This is a genomic window from Butyricicoccus sp. OF27-2pH9A, from assembly GCF_027693185.1.
GTDB lineage: Bacteria > Bacillota > Clostridia > Oscillospirales > Butyricicoccaceae > Agathobaculum > Agathobaculum butyriciproducens.
In genome coordinates this window covers 34,683-53,642 of record NZ_JAQEXK010000013.1, presented here as the reverse complement: position 1 = coordinate 53,642, position 18,960 = coordinate 34,683, and the positions used below count along the sequence as shown (strand labels likewise).

Below are 18,960 nucleotides of genomic sequence, written 5' to 3'. Positions count from 1 at the left end.
CCTTTTTGTTTTGGAGGTAGAAAATGCCGATTTATATTTGTGCAATCTTGCTGATGATCGCGGCAGATCAGGCAGTGAAATACTGGGCGTTTACATCCCTGCAGGCACAGCAGACCATTCCGTTGATCAATGGTGTGTTTCACTTGACCTATATTGAGAACCGCGGTGCAGCATTCAGCCTGTTCGCGCAGTTTGATTCACGCTGGATTTTTGTTATATTGGCCATTGTGATTACAGTTGCCATTTTCACAGCGATTTACAGGAATATGCTGCAGACTCAGCTTGGCTGCTGGTCGCTGATTCTGGTAGCGGCAGGCGCACTCGGCAACGCCATTGATCGTGTAGCACGCGGTTTTGTTGTCGATATGTTTGACTTCCGTCTGATTCATTTTCCGGTATTTAATGTGGCAGATATCTTCATTTGTGTAGGTGGCGTGCTGTTTGTGCTATATTTTATGTTTCAGCACAAGGAGACAAGCGAAGCGGAGAAGTAACCATGAGTGAATTACAATTTACAGTTCCGGCAGAGCAATCCGGCAAGCGTATCGACAGCTGGCTGGCAGAGCAGATTGAAGGACTGACCCGCTCTGCGGCGCAGAATCTTCTGTCAGAGCAGGCAGTAAGCTGTAACGGTCAGCCGCTCAAGAAAAATTACAAGCTGGTCGGCGGCGAGGCGGTTACGGTTCAACTTCCGGAGTTAAAGGAAGTTGATCTCAAGCCGGAGAATATTCCGCTGGATATCGTTTATGAGGATGCGGATATTGTGGTGGTCAACAAGCCGCGCGGCATGGTTGTGCATCCTGCGGCTGGCAACTGGGACGGCACGTTGGTTAATGCATTGATGTACCACTGTGGTGACAGCCTGTCTGGTATTAACGGTGAACATCGACCGGGCATTGTGCATCGTATTGATAAGGATACCAGTGGTCTGCTCGTTGTGGCGAAAAATGACGCCGCACATCAGAGTCTGGCGGCTCAGATTGCGGCGCATACGGCATATCGCGGCTATGAAGCGATTGTGGTTGGTTCTGTTAAGGATGATACGGGAACGGTGGATAAGCCGATTGCCCGTCACAAGACGGATCGAAAAAAAATGGCAATCGTGGAGGGCGGACGTGAAGCAATCACGCATTATACTGTCATCAAACGATATAACGGCTACACATATATGGCATTTCAGCTCGAGACCGGACGTACACACCAGATTCGTGTACATATGGCATCTATTGGTCATCCGATTATCGGTGATCCGGTGTACGGACTGAAAAAAGACCGGTTTTCCAATATCGGCGGTCAATGTCTGCATGCAGCGAAGCTGACGCTCACGCACCCAAAAACAGGGGAGCGGATGGAGTTTTCGGCATCGCTGCCACAATATTTTACTGAAGTTCTTGATAAATTGGAGCGTATGCAATGAAAAAGTTTAAGGGTATGCTGCTGGCCTGCGATATGGATGGTACGCTGCTCGATGATTCAAAGCAAATTCCGGCAGAAAATTTGCGCGCATTACAATATTTTACGAAACAGGGAGGACGGCTGTCGCTTGCGACCGGCCGTTCTCCTCATGCTATTGGCACATATATAGACCAGTTGCCGGTCAATGCGCCATACAGTGTGATGAATGGTTCGTTGATTTGCGATGAAAATCGCAAGATTTTGTATTGCTCCGGCATGCCGTACGAGACGAAAGAAATGATCGAGCATGTATTGTTAAATAATTCACAATTCGGTTGTGAGGTTTTTACTGCAGAAACGGCGCTGATTCGTCAAATGAGCGATCACACGCTGCAGCACATGCACAAGCTGCATTTGGATTATCAGATGTTTTCTAATGAGCAGTTTGCAAAAAGCGCAACTGCGGACTGGTGTACGGTCAATTTTACCGGTGAACCGGCACAAATCACCGCACTTACACAGGATTTACTGATTCGATATCCGCATGTATTTGATGTGACATCCAGCATGCCGACATTCTGTGAAATCACAGCCGCTGGTGTGAATAAGGGTTCGGCTCTACGAAATATTGTTGAATACTTACCAGACGTTGAACGTGTGTTTGCTATTGGCGACAGCTACAATGATGAATCCATGCTGCAAGAAGCTCAGATTTCGTTTGCACCGGCCAATGCAGAGCCGGAAGTGCTGCGAAATGTAAATGTGATGGTAAGTTCTAATAATGATCATGCTGTGGCTGATATGATAGAGTATCTGGAGAAAATAGGATGAAAACTGTTAATTATTAATGGTCTATAAAATAGGTGGTTTATTAATTATACAAAATAAAGATTTTGTATAATTAGAGGTGCTGGCAATTACGCAGCACCTCTGCTGCGCTGACTGTCCTAATTTTTCTTATTCAGCTTCTTCTATCCTCGTAAGACGTTCTATAATTTGTTGCAATTGGTTATGTATCGGCACAGTTGTTTTCATATCTGCATAGGCTTTTTCTCGTATGGTTTTCGTAAAATAAAATCATCGCAAAAATATATAGACAATTGTTTTTCTGTGATGCATCATTTTCGTGCAGTGACAGCAAACATAATTGTCACATTTAGTCATAGCATGCTCATATCTTTCTGTTGGTGTTTTTGTGTGCAGTAGATTTTCTATATAGACGAAAGCGGCTCTTACAGAGCCGCTTATTTTAGTTATCCCGCATTCTTCAACCGAAACTGCTCAACCATCCGAATAAAATGTTGGTGCACCGTCAAATCCGCATCTAATTCCGGATGAAATGCGGTCACGAGCATATTATCCTGCTGCGCAGCAACGATATTACTGTCAACAATGGATAGCACCTCGACATTATTTCCTACGCTCTCAATATATGGTGCGCGAATGAATGTCATCGGTATTCTCTCGCTACCGCCAAACCGATCATCCGTGAAAAAACTGCCAAGCTGTCTGCCATAGGCATTACGCTTTACGCGGATATCCATCACACTGAAGCATGGTATGCCACCATCAATCTGCTTAGCCAGCAGAATCAGACCGGCACAGGTTCCGAATACAGGAAGTCCGTTTTGAATCTGCTCACGCAGCGTATCATACAAATCCAGCTCGCGCAAGAGTTTATTCATTACTGTGCTTTCGCCACCCGGAATAATCAAACCATTCATCGGCTGATCCAGATCGCGCTTCTGGCGAATTTCGAAGTGCGGTACGCCGAGTTTATCCAGCACTGCGGCATGCTCTGCGAAGGCGCCCTGCAGCGCCAGAATTCCAACTGCCATTTTACTTGCCTCGCTCTGCCATCAGCAATGCGATTTCGTTCTCGTTAATGCCAACCATTGCTTCACCCAGATCGGTAGACAGTTCTGCAATCAGCTTTGCATCGGTGTAGTTAGTAACCGCCTTTACGATTGCTGCAGCACGCTTTGCCGGATCGCCAGACTTGAAGATGCCCGAACCAACGAATACGCCTTCTGCGCCAAGCTGCATCATCAGTGCTGCGTCAGCCGGAGTTGCAACGCCGCCTGCTGCAAAGTTTACGACCGGCAGTCGGCCATTTTCATGCACACTTCGGAGCAGTTCAACCGGAACCTGCAGTTGCTTTGCGGCCTCAAACAGCTCATCCTCACGCAGATTCTGCACACGGCGAATCTCTGCGTTCATAGCGCGCATGTGACGAACCGCTTGTACAACATCACCGGTGCCCGGCTCACCCTTGGTACGGATCATTGCAGCGCCTTCAGCGATGCGGCGCAGAGCTTCACCCAGATCACGCGCACCGCATACAAACGGAACCTTGAACTGTGTCTTATCAATGTGGTATACATCGTCCGCCGGAGACAGCACTTCACTCTCGTCGATATAGTCGATCTCGATTGCTTCCAGAACCTGTGCCTCAACAAAGTGGCCGATACGGCACTTCGCCATAACCGGAATGGAAACTGCTTCCTGAATACCGCGAATCATCTTCGGGTCGCTCATGCGGGAAACGCCGCCTGCTGCACGGATGTCAGCCGGAATGCGCTCCAGCGCCATAACTGCACATGCGCCTGCTGCTTCGGCAATCTTCGCCTGCTCTGGTGTGGTTACGTCCATAATGACGCCGCCCTTCAGCATCTGGGCCAGCTCCTTGTTCAGCTTATACTGTACGCTCATGTCGTTCAGACTCCTTTGTTGTTTGGTGTATGAACGCATTATACGTCCAATCTGAATATGTTAAAATACTCAGATTGCAATTATTTTGCAATGCCAGTTTGCAAGAAATAAAGAAAAGCACGGTTTCTGTTCTAAAACAAAAGCCGTGCTTTATACTGCTTATCAGCTGTTATATGCTGTATTTTCCTCATCAGATACCGCGTTTGATGTATTTGGTGTGGCATTCAGATAAACCGTTGCACCTTCATCGACGCCCCAGAAAATTTCGGTATTGTTCGCATCTGAAACGCCGGTTTCCACCGCTACCAGCTGATAGCCTTCGGGTGCTTCCATGCCGTCCGGAATCGGCAGTGTATCATCGAATGGAATTTCGTTGCCGTCCTTGTCAATGAGCGTTTTGGTGAATACACCCGTACTGCCATCCGCCGTGTGAACGATAGCGGAAGTCGGTACCATCAGGCAGCTGTCCGATTCGGCAACTGCAATTTTGTAATCGACCATCATGCCGCTGGAAATCGCCTGACCTTCGATAGAATCAACCGTGATAATTGCCTTAAAAGTCGTCAGACTGCCCTGACTGCCCGTGTTCTGACTCGGCTCCGGCGAAACCGAGTCAACCACACCGGTGAGCGGCAGCTCGGAACCATCCATTGTGTACATGTTCATTGTCACCGTCTGACCAGGCTCTACAGACTGCACTTCATCTGTCATCAGCTCGGCCGTAACAACGGTATCGCTTAGGTCGGAAACAACAACCAGAGGCTCGGTACCATCGGTCTCCTCCCCTTCTTCCGCGTTCAGTGAGGTGACAACGCCGTCGATCGAAGCCGTCATCGTGGCATCCAGAATCTCCTGCTGCAGCTTGAGAATGCGCGTCTGAATCTCGCTCACCTTGGCCTGTGCGGCTGCAGCCGTGCTCTGTGCAGCCGTGAGACTGCTTCGCGCGTCCGAAGTATCCGGCGCTGCAACATTGGAGATCGACATAATGACTGCACCGCTGCTGTATGTGTGGTTCGAGCCGTTATAGGCCGTGATTTCACCGCCGATCGGTGCCGTGATAACCTGCTCCTTGATGTAGTCCAGCGTGCCCGACCCGGAAGAGAAAATCGTGCCGGCACTGTCGCTGTTGATCGTTGCGGTAGCACTCGTTCCCTGCGCCAGTGCACCGGAAGGATTCTGTACGGTCAATACAACAAGGAAAGTACCTTTGCCGGAAGCGGAATCAATCGACGAAACCACAGCGGAAACCTGTCCGACAGAGGTAGAGATCGTAGCCGTCTGACCGGCCTTGATATCTTTGGCATATTCCGAACTAAACTGTACAGCAAGCTGCATCTGGCTGTCGTTGACCATACGGCCGATGGTCTGTCCGGCACTTACCTTCTGCCCTGCTGCAAATGTGCTTGATGCGATAAACTTGCCGCTGAACGGTGCCGTAGCGCTGCCGTGGGTGTACTGGCTCTGCGCCGAGGCAATGCGGCTCTGTGCCTGCGTAATCGCTGCCTGTGCGTTGGTCAGCTCACTCTGCGCGGCAGTGAATTCTGCCTGTGCCGCTGTCAGCTGTTCGCGGATTCCGGTCGGATCGACAACGACCAGCGGATCACCGGCATGCACCTCATCTCCCTCGGAAACCAGCACCTGAGAGATTTTGCCCTCAAGTCCTAAGCCAAGTTCTTCCGTATTGCGCGCAGCCGTTTCACCGCTGCCCTCGATATAAGTGCCAATATCGCCATAGGTAACGACTGCAGTCGTCGGAATTGTGTCCTCCGTGCCGGTATTGCGCGAGCGAATGACAGCAAATACCGAACCGCCGACCAGCAGAATAATCAATCCGGCTGCAATGATAACGCGGACGCACTTGCTTCGATTAAATCTTTTGCAAAAGGATTCAGCAAGCTGCTCTGCCTTCTCATTTTTTTCGTCAGCATCAGCTTTTTCGGATGCTTCTTCCGGTGCGGTGTTTTCCTCCGTCTGAACGGTCTTATCAGCGGTGTTTTCTGATATCGGCGGAAGCGTCTGTGTCTGCTCAAGCTCCTGTTCATTCTTGCGTTTGCCGAAGAACTTCTTCTTGTTCTGGCTCATATTTTGATGTTCCTTTCTATGCGCTGTTCCTGTGAAACAGAGCCGTGCCTGATCTTGAAAGTTATCTCTTGATCAAAGCCTGTAAAAAGTCGTGTACTTTTGCGGGCAGTTCCTCCAGCGAACCGTCGTTGAGGAATTCCGCATCATAGGCGTACGCTGCAACGCCATCGTCTGAGCGGTTGCCCAGCTGTCCGCGTGCCTGCTCAAGTGTCGGTCGACGCACGAGAATGGTCTTGCAGTTTACGCCTGCTGTCTGACGAAACCGCTCGATCTCCTCCGGTTCCCGGATATGGACGAACAGCAGTTCCGCATCATTTTCAGTAAATATCTGCAGCTGTTCTGTGCAGTAGCGGAACGGAAGGTCGTTGAATTCTGTGCAGTCTGCCTTCAGCTGCGAAAGAAAACGGCGTGCCGCCGGTGTTTTGGTGCCGTCCCATCCTGCGGCTTTGGCCACCTGCAAAATGGGTGTGATGGACGAAATGTTCTGCACCTTCCAGCTTTGCGCGGCAGCACTGCATACGGTATCCTTGCCGACACCGCCGCTGCCGTTTATGATAAACACTTGTTTGGTCAAGTAAAAGTCTCCTTCAAATGCGCATTTCTATACACTATACATTTTAGCACAGCAAATCGACCTTTACAAGCGGACAGTCTTTACAATTCTGTTAAAAAAGCGTGCCTGTTTTTGGCAGGCACGCCCGATTTCACAGGATGATGCAAATGAGTCCTCCTGCGCTTTCATTGATGATCTTTTCCAGTGTTTCGCGGATTTTACCACGGGCATCATCCGGCATACGGCTCAATTTGTGCGACAGTTCCTCACGCACGAGTTCATTGAGCGACTTTCCGAAAATATTGGTCTCCCAAATCTTCTCCGGCTGTTCCTCAAACTCGCTGAGCAGATAGTGTACCAGTTCTTCCGACTGCTTTTCCGTGCCGACGATCGGATTGACCTCAGCTTTGATGTTGGCCCGCATCATATGGATGGATGGTGCAGAAGCCCGCAGACGCACACCATACCGCCCTCCCTGCCGAACGATTTCCGGTTCCTCGAGCGACAGCTCCTCCACCGACGGCATCACAATGCCGTAACCGGTCTGATATACCTGATCGAGCGCACCATGCAGCCGTTCGTACTGCTGTTTCACCGCAGCAAAATCCTCAAGCACACGAATCAAATCTGCGTCATCCCGCACCTGAATGCCGGTCTGCTCGCCGACAATGCCATAGAATACGGTTTCCGGTATGTCCACATGCACGACCGCCGAGCCGCTGCCGAGCGCCATATTGTCCACGCTCGCCCGCTCGACGTATTCGTTCTCTTCGAGGGTACGGCATAGCTTCTGTACATCGCGCATTTTTTCTCCGCCTTCGGCGGCTGTGCGGATGCACTGGTAAATGCTGTTCTGCACCGGATGATGCAGCGGCAGAGTACCGATATAACGCGGAAGGACAAAACCAATCTCGCAGACCGGAAATTCATACAGCACCTGCTGCAGAATATCCGCAATGCCGCTCTCATCCAGTTCAAGACAGTTCACCGCAATCGGTGCAATCCCGTACTGCGACTGCAGCTCGGCACATACACGCTGTGCTGTTTCGCCGTTCGGCTCTGACGAGTTTACCAGCACGAGAAACGGCTTGCCGAGTGACTGCAGTTCCTCGATTACGCGTTTTTCTGCCGGTATATAGGCTTCACGCGGCAGCTCGGTAAAGCTGCCGTCGGTCGTCACCACCAGTCCGATGGTAGAGTGTTCACCGATAACCTTGTGTGTGCCAATCTCTGCCGCTTCGGCCAGTGTCATGGGTTCCTCCTGCCACGGTGTAGATACCATGCGCGGTGTATCTCCCTCCATGCCGCCGAGTGCGCCCTCTACCAGATAGCCTACGCAGTCCACCAGCCGTACCCGGCATGCGCCGCCTTCCGGCAGAGCGATTTCCGCCGCTTCTTCCGGCACAAATTTCGGTTCGGCAGTCATAATTGTCCGTCCGGTGCCGGACTGCGGTAATTCATCCCGTGCGCGCTCCCGCTTGTATGGATTCTCCATATCGGGCAGCACCATAGTCTCCATGAACCGCTTGATAAATGTGGATTTGCCCGTACGAACCGGACCGACAACACCAATATAAATATCACCGCCGGTACGGCTGCTGATTTGGTCGTAAATCTGGTTTTCCATTCTCTTCCCGCCTTTCAGTCCTGAATCGGAATCAGCAGCATGGCATTCTGCACACGCTCTGCCTCTGCCGGCAAGTCATTCGCACAGCGGATGGCCTGCTCGGTCGTACCGCAGTTTTTGGCAATATCCCACAGCCGTTCTTCGCCGTTGATCTGCTTGAGAACCAGTGTTACGCCGTTATGACTGCTCTCCTTTGGCTTGATCTCCAACGCAGAGATATGGCAGAACGTCACGCGCTCCTGTGTTGCAGCAGTGCCGTTTGCGTTGACAGTCAAAAGTAATCCGCGCTCACCCGCCGCTGTGGCGCGTGCCGAAAGTGTAAGATCTTCCGGCTCTCCGGCTTCACTATACGGCATGGTCAGCGGTACAATACGCTGTACTGCGCAAAGCTGCTGTTCATCACTCAAATACAGCACACGAACACCGGCTTTGACCTGCAGCTCGCTCTCCGATACGCGCTTTGCGCCGCAGCAGACCGCCTGCGCGGCAATCACATGAGAAACATGCTGTGCAGTCTGCAAGGTCTCACTGCCTTCGGCGGTAAACGGCTGCGCGGATGGCATATTCTGCAATACAGGATGTTCTGCCTGCGCAGCAAGCACCTTGCCGGGCAGATACATATCCTCGATGCAGTGCAGCTTGCGCTCCTGCCGCAGCAGTACTATTGCCTGTGCGCTGATGGTGCAGGACAACATGCCATCGGATTCCAATCGGCAGTCTGCCTCGGATACGGTCATATGAACTGCGGTCAGGGCGCCTTCTTCTGCTTCTGGCAGCTCGAGAATCTGCGTGAACGGCGTGCTGTTGTTCAGTACGCGCACAGCATCATCCTCCTGCATGGCAAGACAGTGCAGTATCGCCTCACCTTTCACGATGATTCTGCCATGCATGGCGCGGCACTCGGATACCTGCATCGTGCAGTCGGTATGCAGAAGGGACAGCTCCGCTGCATCCGCAAGCTGTACGTCGTCCAGTATTGTCACCGGATAACTGCGTACCTGCTCCAGCAGCGTTATGCTCTGCAAATGGCTCAGGCATTCTATGCCGTCCAGTTCGACCGATTCTGTCACGTCGCATTCTGCTTTGCAGTAGCCTTCGGTTAAAAAGCAAAGCTGAACGCTGACGCTCACCTTGCGGCTGTTCATAGCTTCGGCCTCTACCGCAGCAATGCGGCACACGGTGCTGCAGACAGATTCTGCCGAGACACCCTCGCATTCCTCAATATGCGCAAACGTGACCGGCACGGAGAGCCGACGCAGTTTACCGCCGTTTTCTGGTTCATACAGTACGGTCGTCTGCACGGTGCCGGATACCAACAGGCGACCATTCTGCGGAGTCTGGTCCTTGATGGCCGCCGTACCATACGCGCACACGATTCGTCCGATATCCGGAAACGTGTCCGGCACAATCGAATCCGCACTCTCTGTCGCCGCAGAGATATGCGCTAATTTCTTTTCGTAGTAGCAGATGCTTGTTTGATTCAGTTCCATTGATGCTGCCTCCTTTGGTTTCACCGCTGCTCCTGCATTACCATATGAAGCGCTTGCGTAAAATATGAGCAGATCGGTTTCGCTTTGCTGTCACATTTTCTATCCGAGCTGCTTATACTGGTAACAGGAGCGTGATGCGCTATGTTCTGCCGTGGTCAGGCGATCGGTCTTGCCGTATTTATGTTTGGAACAGGCTTGCTGCTAGGCAGTCTGCTCCCATCCTGTCTGCCGGTGTGGCTGATTGCACTGGCAGTGATCGCGGCAGGGCTGTTCCTGCTGCAGTGCTGAAGGAGGGTAAGGCATATGAAGGTTGTTGTATGGAAAAGTCCCAAGTGCTTACGCGGGATCCTGTGCTGCCTGTTTCATGTAAACAGGGCATAAGAAAAAGCGCATTCGCAGATAAATCTCTGTGAATGCGCTTTTGGCTGTTTATGAAATCGTTACTTCTTTTCAGTCGTGCTACCGAAGCCGCCGGTGCGTTCACCGTCAGCCTCATCGTCCACGGTAATACCGAACGGCAGGAAAATACCTTGTGCAAAGCCGTCGCCGGCGGCAACCGAAAGGGTCTTGCCCTTGTGATCGTCGCTGGTCATCTTAATGAGAATATGTCCTTCATTTTTAGCCTCAAAGTAGTCGCTGTCGATAATACCGACCGTATTGTCGAGCTGCAGACGGTGACGGAAGCCCAGACCGGAACGCGGGTACAGGCTCAGCACCCAGCCGTCCTCGATCATAACGCGGATACCGGTCGGAATAAGGATGGTCTCATGCGGAACAAGCGTAAAGCTTTCCGGCGCAAAAAAATCATAGCCGGCAGAGCCTTTGGTCGCGCGGCGCGGCAGCCGGATGTTCTGATAGACCTTCTTGGCCTCATCCGCGCTGCGGCGGGTAGCCGCGCACCAGTCACGGACAAACTGTTCCTCGGATACCTTGAAAAACTGTGCGATCTGTTGCATAATTCAGCACTCCTTTTTACTTATCGTCATGCAGGACGATACTGTTAGCCGCAAGCGTGCGCGGAACATCGATCACGCGCTGGTTGGCACTGCCGCGCCAGTGAAGCTGCGGATCGGCCTGCGCCTGTACAAAACGACCGTCGATCAGCACGTCAATCTGATCGAGAAACGGCAGCCACTTGATTTCCTCCCAGCGATAGCCGGTGTACAGCCAGATGGTCTTGTCCGGAAACTTCTGCCGAATCTCGCGGCACAGCTCGCTGACCTCCTCACGGTTGCCGGGGAAAAGCGGATCGCCGCCGGAAAACGTGATGCCGGAGATATAGTCCTTGCCGAGCTCGGTGAACAGCTCATTCTTTGCTGCCTGATCAAACAGCAGACCGCCTTCCGCATCCCATGTGATGGGGTTGTGACAGCCGGGACAGGCATGTCCGCAGCCGGCCACCCACAGCACAACACGCAGGCCGTCGCCGTTGAGCATATCGTCCTTGGTTATATTGTGATACTGCATTCGTGTTACATACTCTTTCTTTCAGCAATTTCGGCCATCTTGGCATCGTTCAGGCGCGTATCGCCCTTCACGCGAGAGTAGGAAAGATAGCCGTTCATTCTCTCGATTTTGGTAAGGTTGCGGCTGCCGCACTTCGGGCAGACATCCATGGAAAGTTCCTCATGACCGCAGTCGTCGCAGTACGCGAGTGAAAGATTGACACCCTCATAGAAGCCCTTTGCCATGGCGCGGCGCACCAGAGAGCGAATCGCCTCATGGTTGTAGTCAATCGGATACTTGACGTACTGGATCTTGCCGCCGTTGCACAGATTCCAGAAACGCCCCTCAAGATCCTGCTTCTGAATCGGTGTCAGGTCCTCGGTAACATGGCAGTGGAAGCTGTTAGAGACATACGGACGATCGGAAACGCCCTCGATGATGCCGTATTTCTTGCGGAACTGCTCGACCTGCAAACCGCACAGACTCTCTGCCGGTGTACCGTAGATAGCATACAGATTGCCGTCCTCGTTCTTGAACTGCTCGACTTTATCGTTGATATACTGCAGTGTTTCGAGGGCAAACTGACCGTCCTCGGCAAGCGATTTACCGTTGTACAGCTCCTGCAGCTCGTTGAGTGCAGTAATGCCGAACGACGCAGTAGCGGTTTTCATGATCGGCTTGATCTTGTCCGACGGCTTGAGATGTCCACCGTAGAAGCCGCCCTCGCAGTACGCCAACGGATTGGTAGATGCACGCATCTCCCCCAGGTATGCATAGGTGCGGATGTGCAGCTTGCGGATAAGCTCCAGATAGTAGTCCAACACCTCGCGGAACGGACGGCTCTCCTGCTGTGCCTTAGCGTAGATCATCGGCAGGTGCAGCGATACCGCGCCAATGTTCCAGCGGCCGACAAATACCGGCTTGTCGCTCTCATCAGCGGGCTTCATGCCGCCGCGCTCGTACCACGGAGACAGGAACGCGCGGCAGCCCATCGGACTGATGATCGCGCCGTACTTCTTATACATGCTCGGCACATAGCCTTCACCGGTTAGCGACAGCCAGTCCGGATACATCGCACGGGACGAGCACAGGATACCGGCTTCAAATACATCCTCAAGCAGCTTGCCGGGACCGTGCAGGTTCTCATCGTACAGGAATACGATCTTCGGGAACAGGACCGGCTTCTTCTGGCCCTTTTTGCCCTGCCCCTTGCGGCGTACATTCAGCATGGTAATGGAGGCCAGCTTGGCAAAACGACCGGTGCCGGTTCCCATTGTCATGGTGATGAACGGATAGTCGCCGCGGCTGGATGCTACCGTGTTGAACTTGTACTCCCAGCCCTGGAAGCCCTGCTCAAAGTCGTTGAGAATGTCCGCCATAACTTCCTTCTCGACCGTATCAGCATCCAGTCCCAGACGAGTATACTTCTCGGTCAGCATTTTGTAGCTGCGCTCGGCATAGGGCTCGAGCAGCAGATCGACCGACGGCACGGTAAAGCCGCCGTATTGCTGGCTTGCAGCGGAAAGCACGATATCACCGATCACGTCAAATGCAACATTAAGTGTTTTCGGCTCGTTGTACCACAGATTGCCCATCTCAAAGCCGTCCTTGAGGACACTCGCTACATCAAACAGGCAGCAGTTCATGGTATCGCGGCGTGCCGACATATCGTGGACGTAAATGTAGCCGTCCCGACAGGCCTGCAGTTCCTCGGTGTTCATAAAGAACTTCTGGTACAGCTCCTTGTTGAGCTGATTGAAGATCAGGCTGCGCTTGGTGGAGACCAGCGCGGAATCCGTGTTGGAATTTTCCTTATCGCCGATATACATGATGGACTGGCTTTTCTGGTATACGCTGTCCAGCATGCCGACAAAATCCTGCTTATAGTTGCGGTAGTCGCGGTAGCTTTTGGCAACCTCCGGCTGCACCGACTCAAGTGCAGACTCAACGATGTTGTGCATTTGCCAGATCTGAATCTCGGTCATGTGATGGTCACGGATATAACCCTCGACATGATTGCAGATCGACTTCAACTCATCCTCTGTAAAGTTGTAGAGGACACGGTTTGCCGACTTATTGACGGCGATAACAACCTTCTGGATGTTAAACGGTTCTTTGGTGTGATCCTTTTTGACAACTCGAACCATGTGTTGTTCTTCCTCTCTAAATTTCATACGTTCATCATTATATCATATTGTTCGATAAAAAGCGAACAAAAAAGCACTGCTGTTTACAGGCAAAGCGTAAAAGTGCATACCCATATATCATGTGCCGCTATTGCATTGTACCATACAAGATATAGATTTGGAAGGATAAAATTCGACAAAAATATCATATATATTTTTGCGAAAATAATTCTTTGCATAAAATCGTCGGTTTTGCTTGCGGGTCTGCCGACTATCCTCTATAATAGATGTAGCGATCCTGACAGTAAGCCTCTGCGTCCGCAGATTCTGCATGAAAGGAGCCGTCCATATCGTATTGCAGCGTTTCTTGCACGGAAGCGCCGTTTATATCTGTATCGGACTGCGTCTTTCAGAGGACGCAGTTATTTTTTGTTCCGAGGTGTTTTTATGCAAACAAGAGTTGCCGTAATGGGAATCGTGGTAGAGAACACGGATTCTGTGGAACGGCTCAATACCCTGCTGCATGAGTACGGCAGCTATATCATCGGGCGCATGGGTATTCCCTATCGAGCGCGCAATATCAACATTGTGTCCATCGCCATTGATGCGCCGCAGGATGTGATTTCGGCTTTGTCCGGCAAAATCGGCAATCTGGACGGCATCAGCGTCAAGACCGCGTACTCCAATGTGCAGAACGATGAATAAGGCGAAGCAGCTCATTGACCGGCTGGAAGCGCAGCGCAGCCTGTCAATAGAGGAATACGAATATCTAATCGAAAACCAGAGCGATGAACTGGCAGCCTATGCCGCAGAGAAAGCGGTTGCCTTACGCAAACAGGTATACGGTACGGATGTGTACATTCGCGGACTGATCGAAATCGGCAATATCTGCCGCAACGACTGCTATTACTGCGGTATCCGGCGTTCCAATCCTGCGTGTGACCGCTATCGACTGACCGAGGCGCAGATACTGGACTGTGCCCGGGAAGGCTATGCGCTCGGCTTCCGCACTTTTGTCATGCAGGGCGGCGAGGACAGCGCATTCTCAGTCGATGTGGTTTGCCATCTGGTACGACAGATCAAAGCCGAGTTTCCGGACTGTGCAGTAACGCTGTCGCTCGGAGAGTTCCCTCGTGAAGCCTATCAGGCGATGTTCGATGCTGGCGCGGACCGTTATCTGCTCCGTCACGAAACCGCCGATCAGGCACATTATGAAAAGCTGCATCCGGCGCAGATGTCGTTTGACAACCGTATGCGCTGCCTTCGTGATTTGAAAGACATCGGCTACCAGACCGGCTGCGGCTTTATGGTCGGCTCGCCGTATCAGACGGCACGAACACTCGCTGAGGACTTAAAGTTCATCGAAAAATTTCGGCCGGAGATGTGCGGTATCGGCCCGTTTATTCCGCAGAAGGACACACCGTTCCGCGATTTTCCGGCCGGAACGTGTGAGCAGACAGTGTATCTGCTGTCACTGCTGCGGCTGATCCAACCGAATTTGCTGCTGCCCGCTACAACGGCGCTCGGCACCATCCGGCCGGACGGCCGCGAGCGCGGACTGCAGGCTGGTGCAAACGTAGTGATGCCCAATCTGTCTCCGCTTGGGGTGCGAAAAAAATATGCACTGTACGACGGCAAACTATGTACCGGTGAGGAGGCTGCACAGTGCATCGGCTGCCTGTCGCGCCGTGTGGCATCGGTCGGCTGCCGGATTGTTACCGCACGCGGAGATATTATCCGATAAGTGATACATTTTAAGGGACTCTGACGGAAAGAGTAATCCTCTGACCGCAAGATAAGAAAGGAAAACGAAAAAATGGCTCAGTACAACCCGAAATCACTCCATGCAGAGGAGTTTATCAACCATGAGGAAATCCTTGAAACGCTGAAATACGCCGAGGAGAACAAACACAACATCGAGCTGATCGACAGCATTCTGGAAAAGGCCCGTCCGCAGAAAACGGCTACCGGCGTACACTGTGCCGGTCTGACGCATCGCGAAGCCTCCGTGCTGCTGGCCTGCGATATCCCCGAGAAGATCGAGGAGATGTATCAGCTGGCCGAGGAGATCAAGCTGGCGTTCTACGGCAACCGTATTGTTATGTTTGCACCGCTGTATCTGTCGAATTACTGCGTAAACGGCTGTGTTTACTGTCCGTATCACGCAAAAAACCGCCATATCACTCGCAAAAAGCTGACGCAGGAAGAGGTTGCCCGCGAGGTTATCGCGCTGCAGGATATGGGTCACAAGCGCCTTGCCATCGAGGCCGGTGAGGACCCGGTCAACAACCCGATTGAGTACATTCTCGAGTGTATCAACACCATTTACTCCATCAAACATAAAAACGGTGCAATTCGACGTGTCAACGTCAACATTGCGGCGACCACAGTCGAGAACTACCGCAAGCTGAAGGACGCCGGCATCGGCACTTACATTCTGTTTCAGGAGACCTACCACAAGCAGAGCTACCTCAAGCTGCATCCGGCAGGTCCGAAGCACGATTACGACTACCACACCGAAGCAATGGATCGCGCGATGGACGGCGGTATCGACGACGTTGGTCTGGGTGTTCTGTTCGGTCTGGAAATGTACAAGTACGAGTTCGCCGGTCTGCTCATGCACGCCGAGCATCTGGAGGCTGTACACGGCGTTGGCCCGCATACTATCAGCGTGCCGCGTATCAAGCGCGCGGACGATATTGACCCGGATGTATTCGACAACGGCCTGAGTGACGAGCTGTTCGCAAAGGTTATCGCGTGCATCCGCATTGCCGTGCCGTACACCGGCATGATTATCTCCACCCGCGAGAGCCAGCAGGTGCGTGAGCGGGCGCTTGGTCTGGGCATTTCGCAGATCAGCGGTGCTTCTCGTACCTCGGTCGGCGGCTATGAGGAAGAGGAGCGTCCGCACGACTCTGAGCAGTTTGATGTATCCGATCAGCGCTCGCTCGATGAGGTTGTTCACTGGCTCATGCAGCTTGGGTTTATTCCGTCGTTCTGCACCGCCTGCTACCGTGAGGGGCGCACCGGCGACCGTTTCATGAGCCTGTGCAAGAGCGGCCAGATCCTCAACTGCTGCCACCCGAACGCATTGATGACACTCGCGGAGTATCTGGTCGATTACGCAAGCGAGGACACCAGGCGCGTTGGCATGGAGCTGATTCAGGAGGAACTTAAAAAAATCCCGCGCGATAAGGTACGCGAAATTGCAGCCGAGCATATCAAGGATATCTGCAGCTCCAACCGCCGTGATTTCCGCTTCTAAGGAGGGTTTCCTATGGGACTGAACGCACAGCCCTCCGGCGAGCGTGTACACATCGGCTTTTTCGGTCTGCGCAATGCGGGCAAATCCAGCGTGGTGAACCGCGTGACCGGACAAACGCTGTCCATCGTGTCCGATATTAAGGGCACTACGACTGATCCGGTGCAGAAGGCGATGGAACTGCTCCCTATCGGTCCGGTGGTTATCATCGACACGCCGGGCATTGACGATGAGGGCGCGCTCGGCGCGGAGCGTGTCCGTCGGGCGCTCCGCGTGCTGGAAAAGACGGATATTGCGGTTCTTGTCACGGACAGCACGCGCGGTTTACAGCCTGCCGAGCAGGAACTGCTCGAATTGTTCCGCAAGCGGGAGATTCCGTTTATAATTGCACATAACAAGACAGATTTGACATCCGCACCGACTGCTGTACCGGAAAACGAGATTTACGTCAGCGCAGCAACCGACAGCAACATCCGTGAACTCAAGGAACTGATCGCACGAGCCGTCAAGCCGACCGAGCCGAAAAAACGTCTGGTAGCTGACCTGCTTGCGCCGAATGACACAGTCGTACTGGTCGTGCCGATCGACTCAGCCGCACCGAAAGGCCGACTGATCCTGCCGCAGCAGCAGACCATCCGCGATATTCTGGAAGTAGGTGCGATTTCACTTGTCACCCGCGAAACCGAGTTGACCCGCACGCTGGAATCCCTGCGGGAGCCGCCGCAGCTGGTTATCACGGACTCGCAGGCGTTCGGCATCGTGGACAAGCTGGTGCCGAAAAATGTGCTTCTGACCTCGTTTTCCATCCTGTTTGCCCGATACAAAGGCAATCTGCGGCAGGCGATTCTCGGTGCTGCACAGCTGAATTTCTTGCAGGATGGCGATACTGTGCTCATCTCCGAAGGCTGCACACATCACCGCCAGTGCGGTGATATCGGCACGGAAAAACTGCCGAACTGGATTCGCAGATTTACCGGCAAGGATGTGCAGTTCTCATTTACCGCAGGCAATGAGTTTCCCGAGGACGTGAGCAAGTACGCGCTTGTTGTGCACTGCGGCGGCTGCATGCTGAACGAGCGGGAAATGCAGTATCGTCTGCGGCACAGCGCCGAGCGGAATGTGCCGATGACCAACTATGGCATTGCCATCGCTCATATGCACGGCATTCTCGATCGTGCGCTTGCTCCGTTCCCTGATCTGCATCAGGCATGGAGCAGCACCGCAAACGGATAAAACATGGGGCGCGCTGAAAACAGCGCGCAAGAAAAGACGAGTAAGTTTCTCCGAATGGGGTTTGCTTACTCGCCTTTTTGCTTTAGATTAAGGTGTAAAACAACACCGGTGCAGTGTAAATGAGTGCAGGGACAAGAAGCCTTTTTCAGCCTTTTGTCCCTGTATTCTTTGCGCTTTTTTTTGATTACATTTTGAAAGATTGAAATGTTTGATCTGCACCGAGAATGTGCCGCAGTTCACGCATGCCGGTTCTCCCAATCCGCAATGCGGTGCTGCAGCGGACCGGAACCGTGACCAAGATCCAGCTTGAATTCAATGCAGGCGGTCAGATACCGCTTGGCCCGCTTGACGCTGCCGATGAGCGACATGCCCTGTGCCAGTCCGCATGCAATTGCACTGGATAGCGTGCAGCCGGTACCGTGCGTGTTCGGGTTGTCAATACGCGGCGCGGGAAGCCAGTGCATTTCTGTGCCGTCAAACAGCAGATCATCTGCGCAGTCTGCCAGATGACCACCCTTGACCAGAACGGCGCCGCCGGTCTTGCCGACGATTTCGCGTGCCGCCTGCTCCATATCTTCACGATTGGTGATGTTATGGCTGCAGACAGCGGCTGCCTCATGCAGATTAGGCGTGACCAGTGTGCACAGCGGGAACAGCTCCTCCTGTAGAACCTTTGCCGCATCGTGATGCAGCAGCGCGGTACCGCTTGAGGACATCATTACCGGGTCGAGTACGATATTCTTGGCGTGGTACGCCTTCAAGCGCTCCGCTACTGTGTGAATAATCTCTGCGTCATACAGCATGCCAACCTTGACGGCATCCGGGAAAATATCGTCAAACACACAGTCAATCTGTTTGCCAACCAGTTCAGCGGAAACCGGCTGCATACCGAATACACCAGTGGTATTTTGTGCACACACGACAGTGATAACGGCCATGCCATACACACCGAAGGCTTCAAAGGTTTTCAGGTCGGTCTGAATACCTGCGCCGCCTGTCGGGTCGGTGCCTGCAATGCTGAGAACGGTTTTCAT

The 18,960-nt window shown here is 52.7% G+C and carries 18 protein-coding genes; 8 read left to right on the top strand and 10 right to left on the bottom strand.

The genetic code is table 11. The features are described from left to right. Positions 1-23: 23 nt before the first annotated feature. From lspA to PG722_RS10395, 3 genes are read left to right on the top strand one after another with little or no spacing between them, the layout of a single operon-like run. Positions 24-494 carry a signal peptidase II gene (gene lspA / locus PG722_RS10405; protein WP_270580499.1) on the top strand — a complete coding sequence of 157 codons (471 nt, stop codon included), beginning with the start codon at positions 24-26 and terminating at the stop codon, positions 492-494. A gap of 2 nt (positions 495-496) precedes the next feature. Beyond that, a complete protein-coding gene (locus PG722_RS10400) occupies positions 497-1,417 on the top strand; it encodes an RluA family pseudouridine synthase (protein ID WP_270580498.1) in 921 nt (306 codons plus the stop codon). Beyond that, positions 1,414-2,226, top strand: coding sequence for a Cof-type HAD-IIB family hydrolase (locus PG722_RS10395; protein ID WP_270580497.1), 813 nt, complete (start codon positions 1,414-1,416; stop codon positions 2,224-2,226). The genes PG722_RS10400 and PG722_RS10395 overlap by 4 nt, the downstream gene beginning before the upstream one ends. A 422-nt stretch (positions 2,227-2,648) precedes the next feature. On the opposite strand, the gene pdxT is transcribed toward PG722_RS10395, so the two are convergent. The 6 genes from pdxT to PG722_RS10365 form a co-directional block, all read right to left on the bottom strand. After that, the gene (pdxT, locus tag PG722_RS10390) at positions 2,649-3,233 is read right to left on the bottom strand and encodes a pyridoxal 5'-phosphate synthase glutaminase subunit PdxT (RefSeq protein WP_270580496.1); all 585 of its coding nucleotides are present in this window, start codon (positions 3,231-3,233) and stop codon (positions 2,649-2,651) included. Between the two features lies 1 nt (position 3,234). Then, entirely contained in the window at positions 3,235-4,107 is an 873-nt protein-coding gene (gene pdxS / locus PG722_RS10385) for a pyridoxal 5'-phosphate synthase lyase subunit PdxS (protein ID WP_110436780.1), read from the bottom strand. Positions 4,108-4,269: 162 nt separating this feature from the next. Next, entirely contained in the window at positions 4,270-6,189 is a 1,920-nt protein-coding gene (locus PG722_RS10380) for an HlyD family secretion protein (RefSeq protein ID WP_270580495.1), read from the bottom strand. Positions 6,190-6,250: 61 nt separating this feature from the next. Beyond that, positions 6,251-6,763 carry a hypothetical protein gene (locus tag PG722_RS10375; protein WP_270580494.1) on the bottom strand — a complete coding sequence of 171 codons (513 nt, stop codon included), beginning with the start codon at positions 6,761-6,763 and terminating at the stop codon, positions 6,251-6,253. A gap of 130 nt (positions 6,764-6,893) precedes the next feature. Then, positions 6,894-8,369, bottom strand: a complete 1,476-nt coding sequence (gene spoIVA, locus PG722_RS10370; RefSeq protein WP_118761211.1) for a stage IV sporulation protein A — start codon at positions 8,367-8,369, stop codon at positions 6,894-6,896. Positions 8,370-8,383: 14 nt separating this feature from the next. Beyond that, positions 8,384-9,859, bottom strand: coding sequence for a DUF3794 domain-containing protein (locus PG722_RS10365; RefSeq protein ID WP_270580493.1), 1,476 nt, complete (start codon positions 9,857-9,859; stop codon positions 8,384-8,386). Positions 9,860-10,000: 141 nt separating this feature from the next. Here PG722_RS10365 and PG722_RS10360 point away from each other — a divergent pair, with 141 nt between their 5' ends. Next, positions 10,001-10,147, top strand: a complete 147-nt coding sequence (locus tag PG722_RS10360) for a hypothetical protein (protein WP_158557213.1) — start codon at positions 10,001-10,003, stop codon at positions 10,145-10,147. 152 nt (positions 10,148-10,299) lie between these two features. Here PG722_RS10360 and PG722_RS10355 read toward each other — a convergent pair whose 3' ends face one another. The 3 genes from PG722_RS10355 to nrdD are packed head-to-tail and all read right to left on the bottom strand — an operon-like array spanning position 10,300 to position 13,452. Next, positions 10,300-10,815 (bottom strand): deoxyuridine 5'-triphosphate nucleotidohydrolase, encoded by a 516-nt coding sequence (locus PG722_RS10355; protein WP_118285774.1) that lies wholly within the window; start codon positions 10,813-10,815, stop codon positions 10,300-10,302. Positions 10,816-10,831: 16 nt separating this feature from the next. Beyond that, positions 10,832-11,326: an anaerobic ribonucleoside-triphosphate reductase activating protein gene (nrdG, locus tag PG722_RS10350; RefSeq protein WP_270384720.1), complete on the bottom strand. Its 495-nt coding sequence runs from the start codon at positions 11,324-11,326 to the stop codon at positions 10,832-10,834. Between the two features lie 5 nt (positions 11,327-11,331). Beyond that, positions 11,332-13,452 carry an anaerobic ribonucleoside-triphosphate reductase gene (nrdD, locus tag PG722_RS10345; protein ID WP_118480065.1) on the bottom strand — a complete coding sequence of 707 codons (2,121 nt, stop codon included), beginning with the start codon at positions 13,450-13,452 and terminating at the stop codon, positions 11,332-11,334. A 426-nt stretch (positions 13,453-13,878) separates the two neighbouring features. Between nrdD and PG722_RS10340 the strand changes: the two genes are divergently transcribed. The 4 genes from PG722_RS10340 to hydF all read left to right on the top strand — a co-directional run bounded on the left by PG722_RS10340 (position 13,879) and on the right by hydF (position 17,926). Next, a complete protein-coding gene (locus PG722_RS10340; protein WP_270580491.1) occupies positions 13,879-14,136 on the top strand; it encodes a TM1266 family iron-only hydrogenase system putative regulator in 258 nt (85 codons plus the stop codon). Next, positions 14,117-15,175 (top strand): [FeFe] hydrogenase H-cluster radical SAM maturase HydE, encoded by a 1,059-nt coding sequence (gene hydE, locus PG722_RS10335; RefSeq protein ID WP_270580490.1) that lies wholly within the window; start codon positions 14,117-14,119, stop codon positions 15,173-15,175. The genes PG722_RS10340 and hydE overlap by 20 nt, the downstream gene beginning before the upstream one ends. Positions 15,176-15,247: 72 nt before the next feature. Beyond that, entirely contained in the window at positions 15,248-16,696 is a 1,449-nt protein-coding gene (hydG, locus tag PG722_RS10330) for a [FeFe] hydrogenase H-cluster radical SAM maturase HydG (protein WP_227108836.1), read from the top strand. A gap of 12 nt (positions 16,697-16,708) precedes the next feature. Next, positions 16,709-17,926 (top strand): [FeFe] hydrogenase H-cluster maturation GTPase HydF, encoded by a 1,218-nt coding sequence (gene hydF / locus PG722_RS10325; RefSeq protein ID WP_270580488.1) that lies wholly within the window; start codon positions 16,709-16,711, stop codon positions 17,924-17,926. Between the two features lie 236 nt (positions 17,927-18,162). Here the strand turns inward: hydF and thiD are convergent, their stop codons facing one another. Further along, a complete protein-coding gene (gene thiD, locus PG722_RS10320; protein WP_270580487.1) occupies positions 18,163-18,960 on the bottom strand; it encodes a bifunctional hydroxymethylpyrimidine kinase/phosphomethylpyrimidine kinase in 798 nt (265 codons plus the stop codon).

Excerpts from the sequence above, each read along its gene's own strand:
- lspA (WP_270580499.1), top strand. The coding sequence starts at position 24 with ATGCCGATTTATATTTGTGCAATCTTGCTGATGATCGCGGCAGATCAG.
- PG722_RS10400 (WP_270580498.1), top strand. The coding sequence starts at position 497 with ATGAGTGAATTACAATTTACAGTTCCGGCAGAGCAATCCGGCAAGCGT.
- PG722_RS10395 (WP_270580497.1), top strand. The coding sequence starts at position 1,414 with ATGAAAAAGTTTAAGGGTATGCTGCTGGCCTGCGATATGGATGGTACG.
- pdxT (WP_270580496.1), bottom strand. The coding sequence starts at position 3,233 with ATGGCAGTTGGAATTCTGGCGCTGCAGGGCGCCTTCGCAGAGCATGCC.
- pdxS (WP_110436780.1), bottom strand. The coding sequence starts at position 4,107 with ATGAGCGTACAGTATAAGCTGAACAAGGAGCTGGCCCAGATGCTGAAG.
- PG722_RS10380 (WP_270580495.1), bottom strand. The coding sequence starts at position 6,189 with ATGAGCCAGAACAAGAAGAAGTTCTTCGGCAAACGCAAGAATGAACAG.
- spoIVA (WP_118761211.1), bottom strand. The coding sequence starts at position 8,369 with ATGGAAAACCAGATTTACGACCAAATCAGCAGCCGTACCGGCGGTGAT.
- PG722_RS10365 (WP_270580493.1), bottom strand. The coding sequence starts at position 9,859 with ATGGAACTGAATCAAACAAGCATCTGCTACTACGAAAAGAAATTAGCG.
- PG722_RS10360 (WP_158557213.1), top strand. The coding sequence starts at position 10,001 with ATGTTCTGCCGTGGTCAGGCGATCGGTCTTGCCGTATTTATGTTTGGA.
- PG722_RS10355 (WP_118285774.1), bottom strand. The coding sequence starts at position 10,815 with ATGCAACAGATCGCACAGTTTTTCAAGGTATCCGAGGAACAGTTTGTC.
- nrdG (WP_270384720.1), bottom strand. The coding sequence starts at position 11,326 with ATGCAGTATCACAATATAACCAAGGACGATATGCTCAACGGCGACGGC.
- nrdD (WP_118480065.1), bottom strand. The coding sequence starts at position 13,452 with ATGGTTCGAGTTGTCAAAAAGGATCACACCAAAGAACCGTTTAACATC.
- PG722_RS10340 (WP_270580491.1), top strand. The coding sequence starts at position 13,879 with ATGCAAACAAGAGTTGCCGTAATGGGAATCGTGGTAGAGAACACGGAT.
- hydE (WP_270580490.1), top strand. The coding sequence starts at position 14,117 with ATGTGCAGAACGATGAATAAGGCGAAGCAGCTCATTGACCGGCTGGAA.
- hydG (WP_227108836.1), top strand. The coding sequence starts at position 15,248 with ATGGCTCAGTACAACCCGAAATCACTCCATGCAGAGGAGTTTATCAAC.
- hydF (WP_270580488.1), top strand. The coding sequence starts at position 16,709 with ATGGGACTGAACGCACAGCCCTCCGGCGAGCGTGTACACATCGGCTTT.
- thiD (WP_270580487.1), bottom strand. The coding sequence starts at position 18,960 with ATGAAAACCGTTCTCAGCATTGCAGGCACCGACCCGACAGGCGGCGCA.